The organism is Roseovarius sp. A-2, from assembly GCF_002072155.1.
Classification (GTDB): domain Bacteria; phylum Pseudomonadota; class Alphaproteobacteria; order Rhodobacterales; family Rhodobacteraceae; genus Roseovarius.
This window is the reverse complement of the sequence record NZ_BDIY01000021.1, coordinates 65253-81772: the sequence shown is the minus strand read 5'-3', so window position 1 is coordinate 81772 and position 16520 is coordinate 65253. Positions and strand designations below refer to the sequence as shown.

At 64.7% G+C, this 16520-nt stretch carries 18 protein-coding genes and 1 riboswitch; of the genes, 11 read left to right on the top strand and 7 right to left on the bottom strand.

Annotation, left to right across the window (positions count from 1 at the left end):
- The first annotated feature begins 421 nt into the window (after nt 1-421).
- The 5 genes from BHD06_RS23150 to BHD06_RS18305 are packed head-to-tail and all read left to right on the top strand — an operon-like array spanning nt 422 to nt 3566.
- The gene (locus tag BHD06_RS23150) at nt 422-580 is read left to right on the top strand and encodes a hypothetical protein (RefSeq protein ID WP_376764865.1); all 159 of its coding nucleotides are present in this window, start codon (nt 422-424) and stop codon (nt 578-580) included.
- Nucleotides 577-726, top strand: a complete 150-nt coding sequence (locus tag BHD06_RS23855; protein ID WP_176214397.1) for a hypothetical protein — start codon at nt 577-579, stop codon at nt 724-726. The genes BHD06_RS23150 and BHD06_RS23855 overlap by 4 nt, the downstream gene beginning before the upstream one ends.
- A gap of 7 nt (nt 727-733) precedes the next feature.
- Nucleotides 734-1855 (top strand): TFIIB-type zinc finger domain-containing protein, encoded by a 1122-nt coding sequence (locus BHD06_RS18315; protein WP_080458419.1) that lies wholly within the window; start codon nt 734-736, stop codon nt 1853-1855.
- Nucleotides 1855-2895, top strand: a complete 1041-nt coding sequence (locus BHD06_RS18310) for a proline racemase family protein (RefSeq protein ID WP_080458418.1) — start codon at nt 1855-1857, stop codon at nt 2893-2895. Before BHD06_RS18315 ends, BHD06_RS18310 begins: the two co-directional genes overlap by 1 nt.
- Complete coding sequence (locus BHD06_RS18305) at nt 2892-3566, top strand: nitroreductase (protein ID WP_080458417.1); 675 nt, start codon at nt 2892-2894, stop codon at nt 3564-3566. The genes BHD06_RS18310 and BHD06_RS18305 overlap by 4 nt, the downstream gene beginning before the upstream one ends.
- Nucleotides 3567-3658: 92 nt before the next feature.
- Here the strand turns inward: BHD06_RS18305 and BHD06_RS18300 are convergent, their stop codons facing one another.
- Nucleotides 3659-4075, bottom strand: a complete 417-nt coding sequence (locus tag BHD06_RS18300) for an Hsp20/alpha crystallin family protein (RefSeq protein WP_080458416.1) — start codon at nt 4073-4075, stop codon at nt 3659-3661.
- 97 nt (nt 4076-4172) lie between these two features.
- On the opposite strand from BHD06_RS18300, the gene dtd reads away from it, so the two are divergent.
- The 3 genes from dtd (at nt 4173) to BHD06_RS18285 (ending at nt 7860) form a co-directional block, all read left to right on the top strand.
- Nucleotides 4173-4610 carry a D-aminoacyl-tRNA deacylase gene (gene dtd / locus BHD06_RS18295; protein ID WP_080458415.1) on the top strand — a complete coding sequence of 146 codons (438 nt, stop codon included), beginning with the start codon at nt 4173-4175 and terminating at the stop codon, nt 4608-4610.
- Between the two features lie 127 nt (nt 4611-4737).
- Nucleotides 4738-6981 (top strand): Hint domain-containing protein, encoded by a 2244-nt coding sequence (locus BHD06_RS18290; protein WP_080458414.1) that lies wholly within the window; start codon nt 4738-4740, stop codon nt 6979-6981.
- A 165-nt stretch (nt 6982-7146) separates the two neighbouring features.
- On the top strand, nt 7147-7860 hold the full coding sequence (locus BHD06_RS18285; protein WP_080458413.1) for a Hint domain-containing protein: 714 nt from the start codon (nt 7147-7149) through the stop codon (nt 7858-7860).
- 12 nt (nt 7861-7872) lie between these two features.
- Here the strand turns inward: BHD06_RS18285 and BHD06_RS18280 are convergent, their stop codons facing one another.
- The 3 genes from BHD06_RS18280 to BHD06_RS18270 all read right to left on the bottom strand — a co-directional run bounded on the left by BHD06_RS18280 (nt 7873) and on the right by BHD06_RS18270 (nt 9244).
- Nucleotides 7873-8649 (bottom strand): gamma-glutamyl-gamma-aminobutyrate hydrolase family protein, encoded by a 777-nt coding sequence (locus BHD06_RS18280; RefSeq protein WP_080458412.1) that lies wholly within the window; start codon nt 8647-8649, stop codon nt 7873-7875.
- Nucleotides 8650-8826: 177 nt separating this feature from the next.
- Nucleotides 8827-8961 (bottom strand): DUF2256 domain-containing protein, encoded by a 135-nt coding sequence (locus BHD06_RS18275; RefSeq protein ID WP_080458411.1) that lies wholly within the window; start codon nt 8959-8961, stop codon nt 8827-8829.
- Nucleotides 8962-9046: 85 nt separating this feature from the next.
- Entirely contained in the window at nt 9047-9244 is a 198-nt protein-coding gene (locus tag BHD06_RS18270) for a hypothetical protein (RefSeq protein WP_080458410.1), read from the bottom strand.
- A gap of 120 nt (nt 9245-9364) precedes the next feature.
- Between BHD06_RS18270 and pepN the strand changes: the two genes are divergently transcribed.
- Complete coding sequence (pepN, locus tag BHD06_RS18265) at nt 9365-11917, top strand: aminopeptidase N (protein WP_080458409.1); 2553 nt, start codon at nt 9365-9367, stop codon at nt 11915-11917.
- Nucleotides 11918-11923: 6 nt separating this feature from the next.
- Here pepN and BHD06_RS18260 read toward each other — a convergent pair whose 3' ends face one another.
- The gene (locus tag BHD06_RS18260; protein ID WP_254892471.1) at nt 11924-12751 is read right to left on the bottom strand and encodes a transglycosylase SLT domain-containing protein; all 828 of its coding nucleotides are present in this window, start codon (nt 12749-12751) and stop codon (nt 11924-11926) included.
- Between BHD06_RS18260 and BHD06_RS18255 the strand changes: the two genes are divergently transcribed.
- Nucleotides 12745-14028 carry a hypothetical protein gene (locus tag BHD06_RS18255; RefSeq protein WP_080458408.1) on the top strand — a complete coding sequence of 428 codons (1284 nt, stop codon included), beginning with the start codon at nt 12745-12747 and terminating at the stop codon, nt 14026-14028. The two genes, BHD06_RS18260 and BHD06_RS18255, sit on opposite strands and share 7 nt — an antisense overlap.
- Before the next feature lie 179 nt (nt 14029-14207).
- Complete coding sequence (locus BHD06_RS18250) at nt 14208-14639, top strand: cytochrome c family protein (RefSeq protein WP_080458407.1); 432 nt, start codon at nt 14208-14210, stop codon at nt 14637-14639.
- A 16-nt stretch (nt 14640-14655) separates the two neighbouring features.
- On the opposite strand, the gene BHD06_RS18245 is transcribed toward BHD06_RS18250, so the two are convergent.
- Nucleotides 14656-15681: a GGDEF domain-containing protein gene (locus BHD06_RS18245; RefSeq protein WP_080458406.1), complete on the bottom strand. Its 1026-nt coding sequence runs from the start codon at nt 15679-15681 to the stop codon at nt 14656-14658.
- Nucleotides 15678-16280 (bottom strand): heme NO-binding domain-containing protein, encoded by a 603-nt coding sequence (locus BHD06_RS18240; RefSeq protein WP_080458405.1) that lies wholly within the window; start codon nt 16278-16280, stop codon nt 15678-15680. Before BHD06_RS18240 ends, BHD06_RS18245 begins: the two co-directional genes overlap by 4 nt.
- A 116-nt stretch (nt 16281-16396) precedes the next feature.
- A riboswitch (TPP riboswitch) is annotated at nt 16397-16497 on the top strand.
- Nucleotides 16498-16520: the final 23 nt, after the last annotated feature.

The window sequence follows — 16520 nt, the reverse complement described above, 5'->3', positions numbered from 1 at the left end:
AAAAGGCCCCATTCCGCCCTTGATCGGCAGACGCCTGACGACGCATATTGGGTAGGCTTGGAACAACAAGAAGCAGCATGAAACCTAAACCCGATACACCTTAGAAAAGCTGCAAACATGTCCGAAAAGGTGGGACCACTTCATTTACAACGCTACGCGGGGCGACTGGACTTTGGATCGCTCTAAGGCTGAAAAAGCCAAGTATGCAATAGCGGAATACCGAGGTCTTATCGTCGAGGTATTCCAAATAGATCAGTGGGAACAAGTTGATGTGCCGCAGGGAAAGCGTGCTAGGATACGGTTTTCCGGCAAAGTCGCAGCTGATGAGGTTCGACGCAAATACGTGAATAAATCGTTTTCACACTTGAAAAAGCAGGGCAGCGTTTTTCCTGTACGGTATTTTCTTTGACGAGGGGTGCCAATGAAGAAAACTAATCATTTGTTGGAGTCACCTATCGCATCGCGCGACTGTCGCTCACTTATACGAACCGCCGGTCAGGATGGCTGGAAACGCGCCGAGGACGTGACGGAACTGGCGCAGCTCTTCACCGTCATGCCGCCGCCCCCGCCGGGCGCGTGAGCCGATGCGCCGCCGCGCGCACGCTGCTTCTTGCCCTGCTGGCGATCACCGCGCTGCACGCGGTCGTCAACCTCTGGCGGCATACCTCCCTTGACGACGGCGCACTGCGGCAGATCACGCCGCGCACCATTCATCACATTCTCTGAAGGCCCCATGTCAGACACACCGCCCCCCGCCCCCGCCGCCGTCGAACATCGCTTTCCCTGCGCAAGCTGCGGGTCGGATTACCGCTACGATCCGGGCGCAGGTCAGTTGATCTGCGACCATTGCGGCGACATGGCCGAGATCGAGACCGGCGGGCCATGGCAGGGCGGCATCAGGGAACTGGATTTTCGCACGGCCCTGCGCGATCAACTCCCCGCGCAGGAAATGGAAGAGACCCGCACCACCAAATGCACAAGCTGCGGCGCGCAGGTCGAACTGGGCACCGACACCCACGCCACCCTTTGCCCGTTCTGCGCCTCGCCCGTCGTCACCGATACCGGCACGCACCGTCATATCAAGCCGCGCGCGCTACTGCCCTTTGCGCTGGACGAGAGTGCCGCCCGCACGGCGATGACCGACTGGCTGGGCCGACTCTGGTTTGCGCCAAACGGCTTGCAGGATTACGCGCGCAAGGGCCGCAAGATGGAAGGCATCTACGTCCCCTACTGGACCTTCGACGCCGACACCAAGTCGCAATATCGCGGCGAGCGCGGCACCGTTCACTATGAGAGCCGCACCGTCATGCGCGACGGCAAGCGCCAGACCATACAGGTCGCAAAGGTCCGCTGGCGCGCCGTCTCGGGCCGGGTCGCGCGGTTCTTCGACGATGTTCTGGTGCTTGCCTCGCACAGCTTGCCCAAACGCTTCACCGACGCGCTGGAGCCATGGGATCTGTCGGCACTGGAACCCTACACGCCGGAATATCTCGCAGGCTTTCGCGCCGAAGGCTACAGCGTCGACCTCGAAGACGGTTTCAGCCAGGCACGCGACAAGATGGACGCCACCATCGCCCGAGACGTGCGGTTCGATATCGGCGGCGACCGGCAACGCATCCACGACATCAACACCGCCGTGAGCGATGTCACCTTCAAGCATATCCTGCTACCCGTATGGCTCGCCGCCTATAAATACCGAGGCGAGACCTACCGTTTCGTGGTCAACGCCCGCACCGGTCGCGTACAGGGCGAACGGCCCTGGTCGGCGTGGAAAATCGCCGTCGCGGTCATTCTGGGCGCCGCCCTCGCAGGCGGCATCGGCTATCTGGTCGCGCTGGAACAGGGCGGCTTCTGATGCGCTCCACCGTCGCGATCCAGATCACCACGGCCCATGCCGGCGGTGAGGTGGGCGATGTGATCACCGGCGGCGTCGCCCCGCCCCCCGGTGCCACCATGTGGCAGAAATCCCGCCACATCGCCCGCGACGACCGTCTGCGCCGCTTCGTCCTGAACGAGCCGCGCGGCGGCGTATTCCGCCACGTCAATCTACTGGTGCCTCCGGTGGACAGCCGCGCCAACATGGGCTTCATCATCATGGAGCCTTGTGACACCCCGCCAATGTCCGGCTCGAACACGATCTGCGTGGCAACCGTCCTGCTGGAGACCGGCATCCTGCCCATGCAAGAACCCGAAACCCGGCTGACGCTGGAGGCCCCCGGCGGGCTGGTGGCGGTGCGCGCACGCTGCGACGGGGGCCGCGTGACGCAAGTGGCGCTCGAAAACCTGCCCTCCTTCGCGTGCCGCCTCGATGCCGTGCTCGACGTGCCGGGGCTGGGACGCATCACCGTCGATACCGGCTTTGGCGGCGACAGTTTCGTGGTGGTCGATCCCGCGACGCTGGGTCTGGCGCTCACGCCCGAAAACGCGCGCCATCTGGCCGAGACCGGCACCCGCATCACCAGCGCCGCGACCGATCAACTGGGGTTCGACCACCCCACCAATCCCGATTGGCGGCATATCTCCTTTTGCCTCTTCGCCACCCCGCCCACGCGCGACGGCAACACGCTCCATGCCCGCCACGCCGTCGCCATCCGCCCCGGCAAGATCGACCGTTCGCCCACCGGCACCGGGCTCTCGGTTCGCATGGCGCTCCTGCATGCGCGCGGGCAGATGAACCAAGACGACCGCTACAGCGCCACCTCGCTCATCGGCGCGCGCTTTGACGGGCGCATCCTCGGGGCCACCACCTGTGGCCCCTTGGCGGCGATCCGCCCGGAAATCGCGGGTCGGGCATGGATCACCGGGCAATCCACCCTTATGCTGGACCCCGAAGACCCCTGGCCCGAGGGCTATCGTCTCTCCGATACATGGCCCGGCGCAGAGGAGCCTGAATGACCAACGCCTATGACACGCTTTACGCCATTCTCGATGCGCGCCGATCCTGCCGCGCCTTCCTGCCCGATCCGGTGGCGACAGACGTGATAGAACAGATCATACGCGCCGCAGGCCAAGCGCCCTCATGGTGCAACGCGCAGCCCTGGCAGGTGACGGTTACGCGGGGCGCGGAAACCGAGCGGTTTCGCAACGCCCTGCTTGATGCGGTGGGCAATGACACCCCCGCACCCGACCTGCCCTGGCCCGACAGCTACCCGGGCGCGCATGGCGCGCGCCGCCGCGAATGCGGGCTGCAACTCTATGAGGCCGTGGGTATCGCCCGCAACGACCGCGCGGCCCGGGCCGAGCAGAGCATGCAGAATTATCACCTCTTCGGCGCGCCGCATGTGGCCATCGTCCATTCCACGGCCGCCCTCGGGCCCTACGGCGCAATGGATACCGGCGGCTTCATCACCGCCTTCATGCTGGCGGCGACAGCGCTCGGCCTGGGCAGCATCGCGCAGGCCTCGGTCGCGGCCTACGCACCGATGATCCGACGGCATTTCGATCTGCCCGACAGCCGGTTGATTCTCTGCGCCATCTCCTTCGGCCTGCCCGACCCGGATCACCCTGCCAACAGGTTCCGGACCACTAGGGCCGACCTTGACGAGGTGTTCGATCTGCGGGGGTAGTCGCGAACGGTCTGAAGCGGTCTTTGAAGCCGAGTACCAATGCGCGGAATCAAGGTGCCGCAGGCATCGCCGCGCAGCGCCCGACCGCTCCCTCACCCCCGCTTGATCGCCACCTTGCGCCCCACCGGCGCGGCCTTGTCGCGCTTCGGGATCGTGACGCTCAGCACGCCGTCCTTCAGATGCGCCTCGACCTTGTCACCATCGGCATCGGGCGGCAGCCGGAACGAGCGACTGAAACTGCCATACTGGCGCTCGGAAAAGAACCACGTCTCGCCCTTTTCTTCGCGCGCGGCGCTCTTCTCGCCCTTGATGCTCACCATCCCGTCATTCACCGACAGCTCGATATCCTTCTCCTCGACACCGGGCAATTCCATCGTGATCCGATACGCCGCCTCGTCCGACGAGGCATCCGAGGCCGGGGCCAGCCAATCCGCGACCCGCGTGCCGAAATTGCGCAGCGGCTCATAAAGCTGCGGCCAGAACCCGGCGGTATGCGATTTTTCCACCATGATGCATCCTCCTTAACGTTGAAGATGGCGCAAGCCTACTCTAATACCGGCACCACGGCCTTGATCCGTATCAAATCCCCGTACCAAAGGCGGTCTCATGCGCGCCCTCCTGCAACATGTCTCCCATGCTTCCGTCACCGTCGACGACGACACCATTGGCCAATGCGGCCCGGGCCTTTTGATCCTGGTCTGCGCCATGCAGGGCGACACCGAGGCCGAAGCCGACCGGCTGGCGGCGAAGATCGCCAAGCTACGGATCTTCACAGATGAGGCGGGCAAGATGAACCGCTCGATCATCGACGCGGGCGGCTCTGCCCTCGTGATCAGCCAGTTCACGCTGGCCGCCGACACCTCGCGCGGCAACCGGCCCGGCTTTTCCACCGCCGCCGCCCCCGACGAGGGCCGCCGCCTTTATGAGTATTTCGCCGCCCGGATCGCGGCACAGGGCATCGCCACCGAAACCGGACGTTTTGGGGCTGATATGAAAGTGTCACTGCTCAATGACGGACCGGTGACCATCTGGATGGAAAGCTGAGCCGCGGGCACGACCGCGCCCCTGTGCCCGAGAATTGCCCCAATCTGCCTGATTTTCAACGAAAACCCCGCCAATTCCCGCCGCAGACGCTGTGTATCCATTTTGGAAACAACATGGTGCGGGTGCAATGCCGACGACATTCAACTGGATATATCTGGGCCCCTCGGCCCTCGTGCTGGATCCGACAGAGGGCAACAGCAACGCCGAAGGTGCCAGTCTCTTCGCCGGGCTGACCTTTGGGTCATCCACCGAGCCGCTCTATCAACAGGTAACGCGCACCACCACCATCGACAATGGCGGAGCGGCTGGCGCGCTCGACATGAACAATGCGGTGACGAACGATCAGTTCACCACCGATATCGGCGACGGGCCGCAGACCTTCACCTTTGACGGTCTCTCCACTTTCAACGCAACAATCACATATAGCGACGGCACGACCGCATCATTGCTCGCGGTGCTGGTTCAGGACACGACCGGTCAGCTTTTCCTTGCGCCGCCACTCAACACGACCGCAGCCAATGCCAATAATATCACGGCGCTGACGGCGCGACCGATCGAATCCGTGACTTTCAATTCCGTGAACACCTCCACCAACACCAACCTTGGGGCGGACCGTGCCGAAATCGGCATCGACGACGGCGTCGTTGAAGGAACCGGCGGGAACGACTTCATCGACACGAACTACGTCGAGCCCGTCGCCAACGGGTCTGACCGCGTGGACAACAACGACGGCGTGGGCGGCGGCAATGCCGACGTGATCGAGGCGGGCGCGGGCAATGACACTGTGCTGTCAGGCCAGGGCGATGATACCGTGTTCGGCGGTGCCGGGGCCGATTCGATTGTTGGCGGTGCGGGTAACGACAGCCTGCTTGGACAGGGAGGTGCCGACACGCTCATCGGCGGCGCGGGCGATGATACGGTGCTCGGCGGGGGCGGAGCGGACACGCTTTTCGGCGACGGAGCAAGCGGTCGCTGGTCCTATGAGGTCTACACGCAGGATTTCAGTTCCGACGACGGGCAGGCCTTCACCATCGAGAACGGTACGCTCGCCGGGTCAGGCGTGCAGGATACGCTCAATGTCACACCGCTCGGGCAGGCCGCCACCGGTCAGACCGACCCCAGCGATTTCGGAGTGATCTTCACATCGACGCTGTTCTCGCCTGACGCGGGGACGTACCGCTTCACCACGACCTCGGATGACGGCTCGACCATCCGCATCCTCGACAGTCAGGGCAATGCGCTCGATTTTACCAACCAGAGCGGCAATGATGGCGCGTTTCTTGACAATGATTTCCATCAGGCTGCCACGGCCCGTTGGGGCGACGTCACGCTCGAGGCGGATCAGATCTACACAATCGAAGTGCGGCTCTGGGAAAACGCAGGGCAGCAGGTACTCTCGGGCACGATCACACCACCCGGCGGCACAGCGACCAGCCTTGATGCCAGCCCGCTCATCATCGGGGTCGAGACGACGGCGGGCGACGATGTCCTTGACGGCGGCGCGGGCAATGACCTCGTGTTTGGCGGCGGTGGCGATGATACCATCACCATCGGTCAGGGCGACACGCTGTTCGGTGGCGATGGCGACGACCTCTTCGTGCTTGAGAATTTCGCGGCCCCGGGCAGTAGCATCACCCTCACCGGTGGCGAAGGCGACGAGACCAATGGCGATACACTCTTTCTCACACCCGATGTCGGCAAGGCCGACATTACCTTCACCAATGAGGATGACGCAGCGGGGGGGCTGTCGGGCAGCTTCACGGTCAATGGCACCCTCGTCACCTTCTCGGAGATCGAGAACATCATCTGTTTCACCCCCGGCGCGCGCCTTCTGACACCGCACGGGTTACGCCTGGTAGAGAGCCTGCAAGCAGGCGATCTGGTGGTCACCCGCGACAATGGTCCGCAGCCGGTCCGCTGGATCGGCAGCCGCACGGTGCCGGGCGTCGAGCGCTTTGCCCCGATCCGGGTGGCCGCGCATGTGCTCGACGGGGCGACTGCGCCGCTTCTAGTCTCGCCGCAGCATCGGTTCCTGTTCACCGGCTACAAGGCCGAGCTGCTCTTTGGCTTCGACGAGGTGCTGGTCTCGGCAAAACATCTGGTGGATGGGCGCGATGTCGGCGCGGTGTCGCAGGCGGCGGTAACCTATATCCATGTCATGTTCGACCGCCACGAGATCATCTATGCCGACGGGGCCGCGACCGAGAGCTTTCATGTCGGCGATATCGGGCTTGGCGCCCTCTCCGATCCCGCGCGCGAGGAGTTGCTTAGCGTCTTTCCGGAATTGCGCAGTCACCCCGACACTTATGGACCAACAGCGCGCCCCTGCCTGAAACGACATGAGGCCCGGCTCTTGCAGCGGGTCGGATGAAAGGAGTTCGCATGCGCCACGATCCCGGTCCCGGCCCTGCGGTGGCCATCGCGCCCAAACTCCGCACCGCGATTAATCGAATGTCGAGATGTCTCGGATATTCCATCTGTCCATGACCCGCGCGGAGAGGCGTGCCGCACCCATTGACGTTATCGGAGGCTTGAATTGACCGAACATGTCTCACCAGAAAAATTCGAGCGGGCCAATGGCGATTGGCTGCCCGGCAGTCGCGACCGGCCCGGAACCGGGGCCGGAGGCGACCTGCACCGCGCTGTTGCCGGGCTCGAGAGCATCATCTGTTTCACGCCCGGTGCGCGCATCCTGACGCAATGGGGCGAGCGCCCGGTCGAGACATTGCAGCCCGGCGAGCGGATCATCACCCGCGATCACGGTCTGCAACCGATCCGCTGGATCGGCAAGCGAACACTGCCGGGGCAGGGCGATTGCGCGCCGGTCGCGATCACATCCGGGGGTATGGGCGGGACAGAGGCGCTGATCCTTTCACCCCGGCACAGGGTTCTGTTCACCGGCTACCGCGCTGAGCTTCTCTTCGGTGAGAGCGAGGTACTGGTTGCAGCCGAGCATCTGGTGAACGGGCGCGATATCACCGTCGCACCATGCGACGAGGTGACCTATATTCACATCATGCTCGACCGCCATGAGGTGATCTATGCCGACGGCATCGCAACCGAGAGTTTCTACGCGGGTGACGCCGCGCTTTCGGCGGTACATCCAGCGGCGCGCGAGGAGCTCTTCGCCACCTTCCCCGAACTGCGCAGCGCGCCCGGGCGGCACCGCGAAACCGCGCGCCCTTGTCTCAGGCGGCACGAGGCGGCGCTTTTGCGTGATGTAGGGATCGCACCGGCCTGGTCGGGCTGAACCCCGGACCGGTCAGGCGCTGCGCAGCACCGGGGCCACCTGCCCCGCCGCCCAGGCCCGCACCGCATCGCCGAAGGCGGTGAACAGCGGGCGGCTGACCGGATCGTTGGCGGCATTGTATTCCGGGTGCCACTGCACCGCGAGGGTAAAGCCGAGCGCGCCCTCAAGATAGAGCGCCTCGGGCGTGTCGTCATGCGCCCAGCCGTCGATCACCACGCCGTGCCCGGGCCGCACTATGCCCTGCCCATGCAGGGTGTTGGTCATCACCTCTTCGGCCCCCATCAGCCGGTGAAACACGCCGCCGGGCGTGAACCGCACCTTGTGGCGCAGGGCGAACTGTTCGTCCATCGTGCCCTCAGGCGGCATGCGGTGGTTATCGCGCCCCGGCAGATCGCGAATCTCGGGATGCAGCGTGCCGCCCATGGCGACGTTGACCTCCTGAAAGCCGCGGCAAATGCCCAAAAACGGCTGCCCGCGCTCCAGACAGGCGCGCACCAGCGGCAGGGTGATCGCGTCGCGCGCCCGGTCAAACGCGCCATGCGCCTCGGTCGGTTGCTCGCCGTATTCCTCGGGGTGGACATTGGGCCGCCCGCCGGTCAGCAAAAAGCCGTCGCACACCTCCATCAGCTCCGCCACCGATACATAGCGCGGATCGGCGGGAATGATCAGCGGCAGGCAGCCCGCCACATCGGCCACGGCAGAAGAGTTGATCGTGCCGCCCGCATGGGTGGGGTAGCGATTGTCGATCTGATGCTGGTTTGCGATGATGCCGACGACCGGGCGAGTCATTTTTGTCCTTCTTGGGCAGGCGCATTCGTCTCTTTTTCCTAAATTATAGCGTAGAATGGAATAACAAAACATCAATTCGCGCACATATTCGCGTGCGCAGATGCGACCCTGCCCAAACGCGCGGCACGGTGTCTTGACCTTTGCGCGGCGTGCCGCGCGCCGCGGGCGGGGGCTGCGTCACCGGTCAAACGCATCCCGACCGATCGTGGTTTTCCCGCCCACACCAGCCACTTTGCGCCGCCACGGCATCGAACGGCCACAGGTAACGCAGGTCTTGATCGGCAGGTCGGATGTACGGCGCGCGCGCGGCATCTAGAGATCGAGGCCCGGCGCCCACATCTCCGGCTCGACGATATCGAGCGGGATCACCGGCGCGGTCCGGTCATGCCGTGCGCTCTCATTCGACAACCTCCTCCTCGCCGGTGCGCCCATCAATTTTCACATCCGCCTCGACCGGCGCTTGCCCCTGCGAGGCGACCCAGCCGATCAGCCCGAGAAGCAGCACGAGGGCAAAGACCACCGCCCCTCGTATGCCCACCAACGCGGGCTTGTGTTGTTTCTTCTGTTTTTCGACATTCGTCTCGGGTGCCGACATCGTAGCTCCTCTCCTATGCGTCCCTATGCGTGCAACCGCGCGCATCGCCCATTGAAGCTGCACGCGCATCGCCCTAACGTCCGGCGAAACCTCTTGTTCCAGCCAACGGAGACGCCCGCGATGAAAGACGCCTCACCCCAAACCATCTATCTCGCGGATTACACTCCGCCAGCCTTTTTGGTCGAAAAGGTCGATCTGACCTTCCGCCTCTCACCGGAAAAAACCCGCGTCCTCAGCAAGATAGAGTTTCGCCCCAACCCCGCATCATCGAGCCGCACGTTCTTCCTGCATGGCGAAAACCTCCGCCTTATAAGTGCGAAAATCGACGGTGTGGCGATCACGCCCGAGGTCACCCCCGAGGGCCTGACCGCCAATGCGCCCGACGCGCCCTTCACCTTCGAGGCCGAGGTGGAGATCGACCCGGCGGGCAACACCGCGCTTGAGGGGCTGTATCTCTCGAACGGCATATTCTGCACGCAATGCGAGGCCGAGGGATTTCGCAAGATCACCTATTACCCCGATCGTCCCGACGTGATGGGCGTCTTCACCGTGCGAATTGAGGGCGACGTGCCGGTAATGCTGTCCAACGGCAACCCGGTGGCACAAGGCGACGGCTGGGCCGAGTGGCACGACCCATGGCCGAAACCGGCCTATCTCTTTGCCCTCGTCGCGGGCGACCTGGTCGCACATCCGGGCCGTTTCACCACCCGCTCGGGCCGCGAGGTCGATCTCAACATCTGGGTGCGCCCCGGCGACGAGGACAAATGCGCCTTCGGGATGGAGGCGCTCAGAAAGTCCATGACATGGGACGAAGAAGTTTACGGGCGCGAATACGATCTTGATCTGTTCAACATCGTCGCGGTCGATGATTTCAACATGGGCGCGATGGAAAACAAGGGTCTCAATATCTTCAATTCCTCCTGCGTTCTAGCCAGCCCCGAGACCAGCACCGACGCCAATTTCGAGCGGATCGAGGCGATCATCGCGCATGAGTATTTCCACAACTGGACCGGCAACCGCATCACCTGCCGCGACTGGTTTCAGCTCTGCCTCAAGGAGGGGCTGACGGTTTATCGCGACAGTGAATTCACCGCCGACATGCGCTCGGCCCCGGTGAAACGCATCGGTGACGTGATCGCGCTGCGCGCCCGGCAATTCCGCGAAGATAACGGCCCGCTCGCCCATCCGGTGCGCCCCGAGAGCTTTGTCGAGATCAACAATTTTTACACCGCGACGGTCTACGAGAAAGGGGCCGAACTGATCGGCATGCTCAAACGGCTGGTGGGGGATGACGCCTACGCCCGCGCGCTCGATCTCTACTTTGAACGGCATGACGGGCAGGCCTGCACCATCGAAGACTGGTTGCAGGTGTTCGAGGATGCGACCGGCCGCGATCTGACGCAGTTCAAACGCTGGTATACGCAAGCTGGCACACCGCGCCTGCGGGTGACGGACAGCTTTGAGAACGGCACCTACAGCCTGCATTTCGAGCAGCACACCCCGCCCACGCCGGGGCAGGAGGTGAAAGACCCCCGCGTGATCCCGATTGCCGTGGGGCTGCTGGGGCCGAATGGCGACGAGGTCATGGAAACCCGCCTGCTGGAGATGACCGAGGCGCGGCAGAGTTTCACCTTTGACGGGCTGGCCGCCAAACCTGTCCCCTCGATCCTGCGCGATTTCTCCGCCCCGGTGATCGTCGAGCGTGAAACCACCAATGCCGAACGCGCCTTTCTGCTCGCTCATGACACCGACCCGTTCAACAAATGGGAGGCCGGGCGCGCCCTCGCCCGCGACGGGCTTCTGGCGATGATCCGTGAGGGTGCGGCCCCCGATGCCGCCTATCTCGACGCCGCCCACACCATGGCGCGCGACGAAACGCTTGACCCTGCCTTCCGCGCCCTCGCCCTCGGGTTGCCAAGCGAGGATGATCTCGCGCAATCGCTGTATGACGCGGGCCACACCCCCGATCCGCACGCCATCTGGCAGGCGCTCGAGGCGCTGCGCGACGCCCGCGCGATCACGATGGAAGAGACCGCGCGCAGTCTCTACGACCGGCATCAGGTCACCGCCCCCTACCGCCCCGACCCCGAGCAGACCGGTGCGCGGGCGCTGGCCAATGCGGCACTCGCGATCCTGACCCGGCGTGATGGGGGCACGCAGGCGCAGGCGCAATATGACGCCGCCGACAACATGACCCAACAACTTGCCGGGCTGTCCTGCCTTCTGCAGGCGGGCAAGGGCAAGGCAGCGGTAGACGCCTTCTATCAACAATGGCAGCACGACCGGCTGGTCATCGACAAATGGTTCAGCCTGCAAATCCAGAACGCCGCCCCGCAGGACACCGCCGACACCGTCGCGCGCCTGACCGAGCACCCGGATTTCACCATTCGCAACCCCAACCGCTTCCGCGCCACGTTGGGCGCGCTTGCCATGTCACCGGCGGGCTTTCACGACGCCTCTGGCAAGGGCTATGCGCTGCTGGCGGATTGGCTGATCGCGCTCGACCCGCTCAACCCGCAGACCACGGCTCGGATGTGCACGGCGTTCGAGACATGGCGGCGCTATGATACGGACCGGCAGGCCATGATCACCGCGGAACTCGACCGCATCCTCGCCACGCCGAACCTAAGCCGCGACACCACGGAAATGCTCAGCCGTATCCGGGGGGCGTGAGCGCGGTCAGCGCGCCACCTGCGCCACCTGCGTGATCTGCGCCGGGCGCGCACGGGGGCGCACGGCAGAGAGCGGCTTGCAGTAGCTCTGCGCGCGCAACCACCGCTTCATGTCCTCGCGTTTCGCGCGGCTGTGGAGCGGCCCCCAATCGGCAGCGACCCCGCGCATGCCCCGCGACACCACCCCGTCGCGCGGCACGGTATAGGCCATGATGCGGATCGCACAGGACAGGTTGTCCGGGCCGTGCTGCAAGGCCACGCCATCGCCCGCACGGCAGCCATAGCCCCGCGCGGTGGCGGGCAGGATCTGCAACAGGCCATGCCAGCGCCCGCCGCCGCCGACCGCGCGCGCGTTATAAGTGCTCTCATGCTTGGCCAGGGCCGACAGGAAGCCCACCCAGAAGGCGCGCCGCCCCTTGTCCGCCGCCTGCGCGTAGGCCGGACACCACTCCGCGATATCGCTCGGCACCCGCTCGACCAGACCCGCACCATGCGCCTTGAGTGCGGCCAACGCACTGCGGGTCCAGAGCGCGGCTTGCGGCTGATGTTCCCAGCGGGTGCGCGGCAGATTGGCCTCGCGCGCGGCCTGGGGCGGAACCGGCACGAGCGCGGCAGTGGCCTGCGCGGAGACGGCCACCGGCGCGACCGGCAGGGTCAAAAGGGTCAGAAGGGTCAAGGCGCGCAGCATCGGGAGAGTGTGCCGCAGCGTCGCGGCTTTGGCAATCTCGCGCGAAACGACTGGCAATTCCCCGCCATCACCCAAGGCTTGCCGTGTTTTGGTCGAAAAGCGGCGGCACTCTGCGACGGACAAAAGCCGTTGGAGACAAAATGCCATTCGATCCTCTCGTGCCGTCGGAGCCCCATGCCGACCGCGCTACACCTTTGAAATCCCAGCTCAGAAAGCGATTCGCCAGCCTGACCTCTCGGTTTCGCCCAAAGCAGACACCCGATCTCGACAGCCTGACCCGACGCATCCTGCTGCCTGCCCTGCCGATCAGCGACGAGGAAATCGCCCGCGCCACGCATCAGGACAAGGGCCAGAAACTCGCCCGGCAAGAACAGTGGGAGGATCTGGCGGAGCTCATCGAATATGCTGATTCGGCGCGCCTGCGCACCCCGGGCGGAGAGGCGGCGACAAGCCTGCTGGCCTACGGTGCGCGCGCCGATATCGTCTGTGCCGCCGAGGATTCACTGCATGACGGGGCAACGCCCGACCCCAGCGGCATCGACGCGCTCGAGGCGATCCGCGCCGAGCTGCCCGATTGCTATCCGGTGGCGCTTGTGCTCGCGCATGCCCATGTCGACATCGGCTTGGCCTGGCGCACCACGGCGAAAGACCCGCGCACCTCCGTCCACAAGCAGCGATTTCTGGAACACTTCCGGCGTGCCGAGGATCTGCTCGCGCCCTTCGACGGGGTCGATCTAGACGCGCCGTCGTTGGCCGCCGCACAATGCGCGCTCCTGGCGGCGCGGCCCACGCCGCGGCTGCGCGTGGCCGATGATTACGCCACGTTGATCGACCTCGACCCCGACACGCCCCGCCACATGCGCGCGCTCGGCGAGGCGCTCCTGCCATCCCGTTACGGCGATTACGACAGCCTCGATCTGGAGGCGCGGCGAACCGCCGCTCTCACGCAGGACATCTGGGGCGCGGGGGGCTATGCTTGGGTGTATCTCGATGCGCTCGCGCGCGATTGCGGTGCCCTTGCCCGGCTCGATGTCGAGTTCTTCATCGACGGGCTGCGCGATATCGTCGCCCGGCGCAACAACCAGCATGTCATCAATCAACTGGCGGCCTTTTGCGGGCTGGCCATGGCCCCGAAACCCGGCGACGCGCGGTTGCCGGCAGCCCAAGAGGCGACGCGCGCGCGCATTCAGGATTGCCTGGACTGGCTGCTTGCCACCCACCTGCATGAGCTGCATCCGCTGATCTGGTCGCAAACCCTGCTCAGGCCGGGATTAACCCCCGCCCTTCCATCGCGGCACGCGCTGATCGCGCGCGGAAGGCAAGCGGCGTTACAAGTGATCGCCCTGCGCTTTGCCGAAGAAATCGCCGACGGGACCTCCATCGCGTTTTCGAGCGCGGGCATGTATCGCCTGACCTCCCTCTAGCCAACCGGACCTGCGAGGCGCGACCCGAATTTCGCGCATAGGTTGTGTTTTGACTCCAGGTGCTTGGCCTTCACGTCGCGTTGATCATAGCTGACAAGCGCGTGACATCCAGCACTGGCTAGTTGCTTTACGGCGCGTCACTTGCGACGTTCCAATCAGAGCCGCAGTGGAGGGGGCGCATGAAACACAACCCATGGGTGATACTCCTGCTGTTGGCGTGGCCGTCCAACCCTGCGGTCGCGGCGGATTCGAAACGGGGCGAACAAATTTTTCGGGATTGCCGCGCCTGCCATTCGGTGATCGACGAGACCGGCCGTTCGGTTGTGCGCGGCGGTCGCACCGGACCCAATCTTTATGGCGTCATCGGGCGACATGCCGGGAGCGTGCCGAATTTTCATTATTCGACCTCAATGGTGGCGGCGGGTAATTCCGGCCTGCGCTGGAATGAGGCGGATTTCGTCGTCTATGTGAAGGACGCCACCGCCTTTCTGCGGGATTATCTCGATGACCCCGAGGCGCGCGGCAAGATGGCCTACAAGCTCCGGGACACGCAGAAGGCACGCGATGTCTGGGCCTATCTCGAGCGTGTCGCCATACCGGCGCCGGATTGAGCCGAAACCAGCTGCGTCATCCCGCGCCGCGCATCTCGCGTTCGCACTGGTCGTCGCCGCAATGGAGCCGGTAGCAACCACGCCCGGCAGCCTTGGCCGCATAAAGTGCCTGATCGGCATCGACCATCATCTGGCCGAGATCGGGCGAGGTATAGAGGCAGCGCAGCGTTCCCCCGATGCTCGCCGAGATCCGGCAGGTCGCGCCCTCATGATCCACCGGTTCTTCAAGCTTCGCGATCAGGCGCTGCGACAGGTCCGCCAGACGGTCGCGCACGCCTAGACCGGCAAAAAGCAGGATAAATTCATCCCCCCCCACTCGCGCGATCACATCGTCCGGGCGGACCAGCGACAGCATGCGCCGCGCGACCACCTGCAACACATGATCTCCCGCAGCATGGCCATAGGTATCGTTCACCTGCTTGAAGTAGTCGAGATCGAGATGCATGAGCGCGAAATCCTCGCCGTTCTGGGTCATACGCTCCAGCACGTGATCCAGCGCGCGGCGGTTCTTGAGCCCGGTCAGCGTATCGGTAAACGCCTGTTCCTGCGCCGCGATCCGCGCCCCTTCCAGACGCAGGTTGAGCCTGCGCGACTCCTCCATCGCCGCCGATTTCGCCTCCAGCATATAAAGCATTTCCGTCGCAAGGTCGGTCGCCGCGAAATCCGCCCCGGTCAGGCCGAAATCGCGCACCGCCTCGATCACCGAGATGCCGAAGGACAGGTTGACCAGCGCGCCGCGCCCCCCGGCCAGATCGAGCGGGGCCAGAACCCCCTTGAACGCATGACGCGGCCCCGCCCGCAGCCGCATCCGCAACCGCGCCCCATCGAGCGCCAGCAGGCCCGCCATGTCCTGCACCTGCGCCGGGCGCACGAGCTCGAACAGCTCGAGAAACCGCGCGCCCGTCACCGCGCGTTGCGTGATCACCTTGGCCAGGGTTGGCCCTGCCTGCACGATGTGGCCGGTCGGCCCCAGCACCGCATGCATCGGGCAAATCCGGTCCAGCACCGGCAAGAACGCCTCAGCGGGGGTCACCCGTCTCATCCCGCCTGCCGCCCCGCGCCCAGATCAAACGCCCGACCGCTGGCGAAACCCTCGTCCAGCAACCGCACCTCGATCAACTCCTCCGTCCCGGTGGCACCGCGATGCTCGAGGACCACCAGCGCGCCGTAATCGTCAGCCATGGCACGCAGAACGCCCATCACGACCGGGCCAAAGCGCAAATCCTTGCAATCGTGCAAGCCGACCTCCAGCCGGTAGAGCCCGGCCCCCTGCGCGTGCAGGCAAATGGGCGGCAGATCAAGGTCCGCCACCGCCAGCCGCGCGCGATCCGGCAGTTCCTCCAGTGAATGCAGGAAATCGGCGAAATCGACGCCGCTGAACCGCAACAGCCGTCGGATCGGCTCCACCTTGGGATGCGACACCAGATAGGTGCCGACATCCTCCAGCAGGTCATCACGTGACCGCCTCAACCGGGAACCCAGCGCCATCAGCACCCGTTGCGTCACCTCCGGCTCATAGCGCATCAGCGGCTCGAACTCGCTATAGCCCAGATCGAGCCCCGACATCACCTCCAGCCACAGCCCGTCGCCATAGCTGTCGCGGGTAAATCTTTCCAAGGCGCGGTTCACCAGCCCGTGCATGTCGTCTCTCCCCTCGTGCCCGCGCAGCATGGCAAGCAAATCTTAACATTCGCTGAACGGCTGTAATCCGGCACCGGCGTACCGCTTGCCAAGGATCAGCAGCGTTGTTACATCTGGCGCATCCGTTGGGGTGCCCCCTGGGGCTGAGAGGCAGCGATGCCAACCCACCGAACCTGATCCGGCTCGCACCGGCGTAGGGAACGGAGATTGCGCGCCCGCGCCCGTTCCCCCCATGCCCGC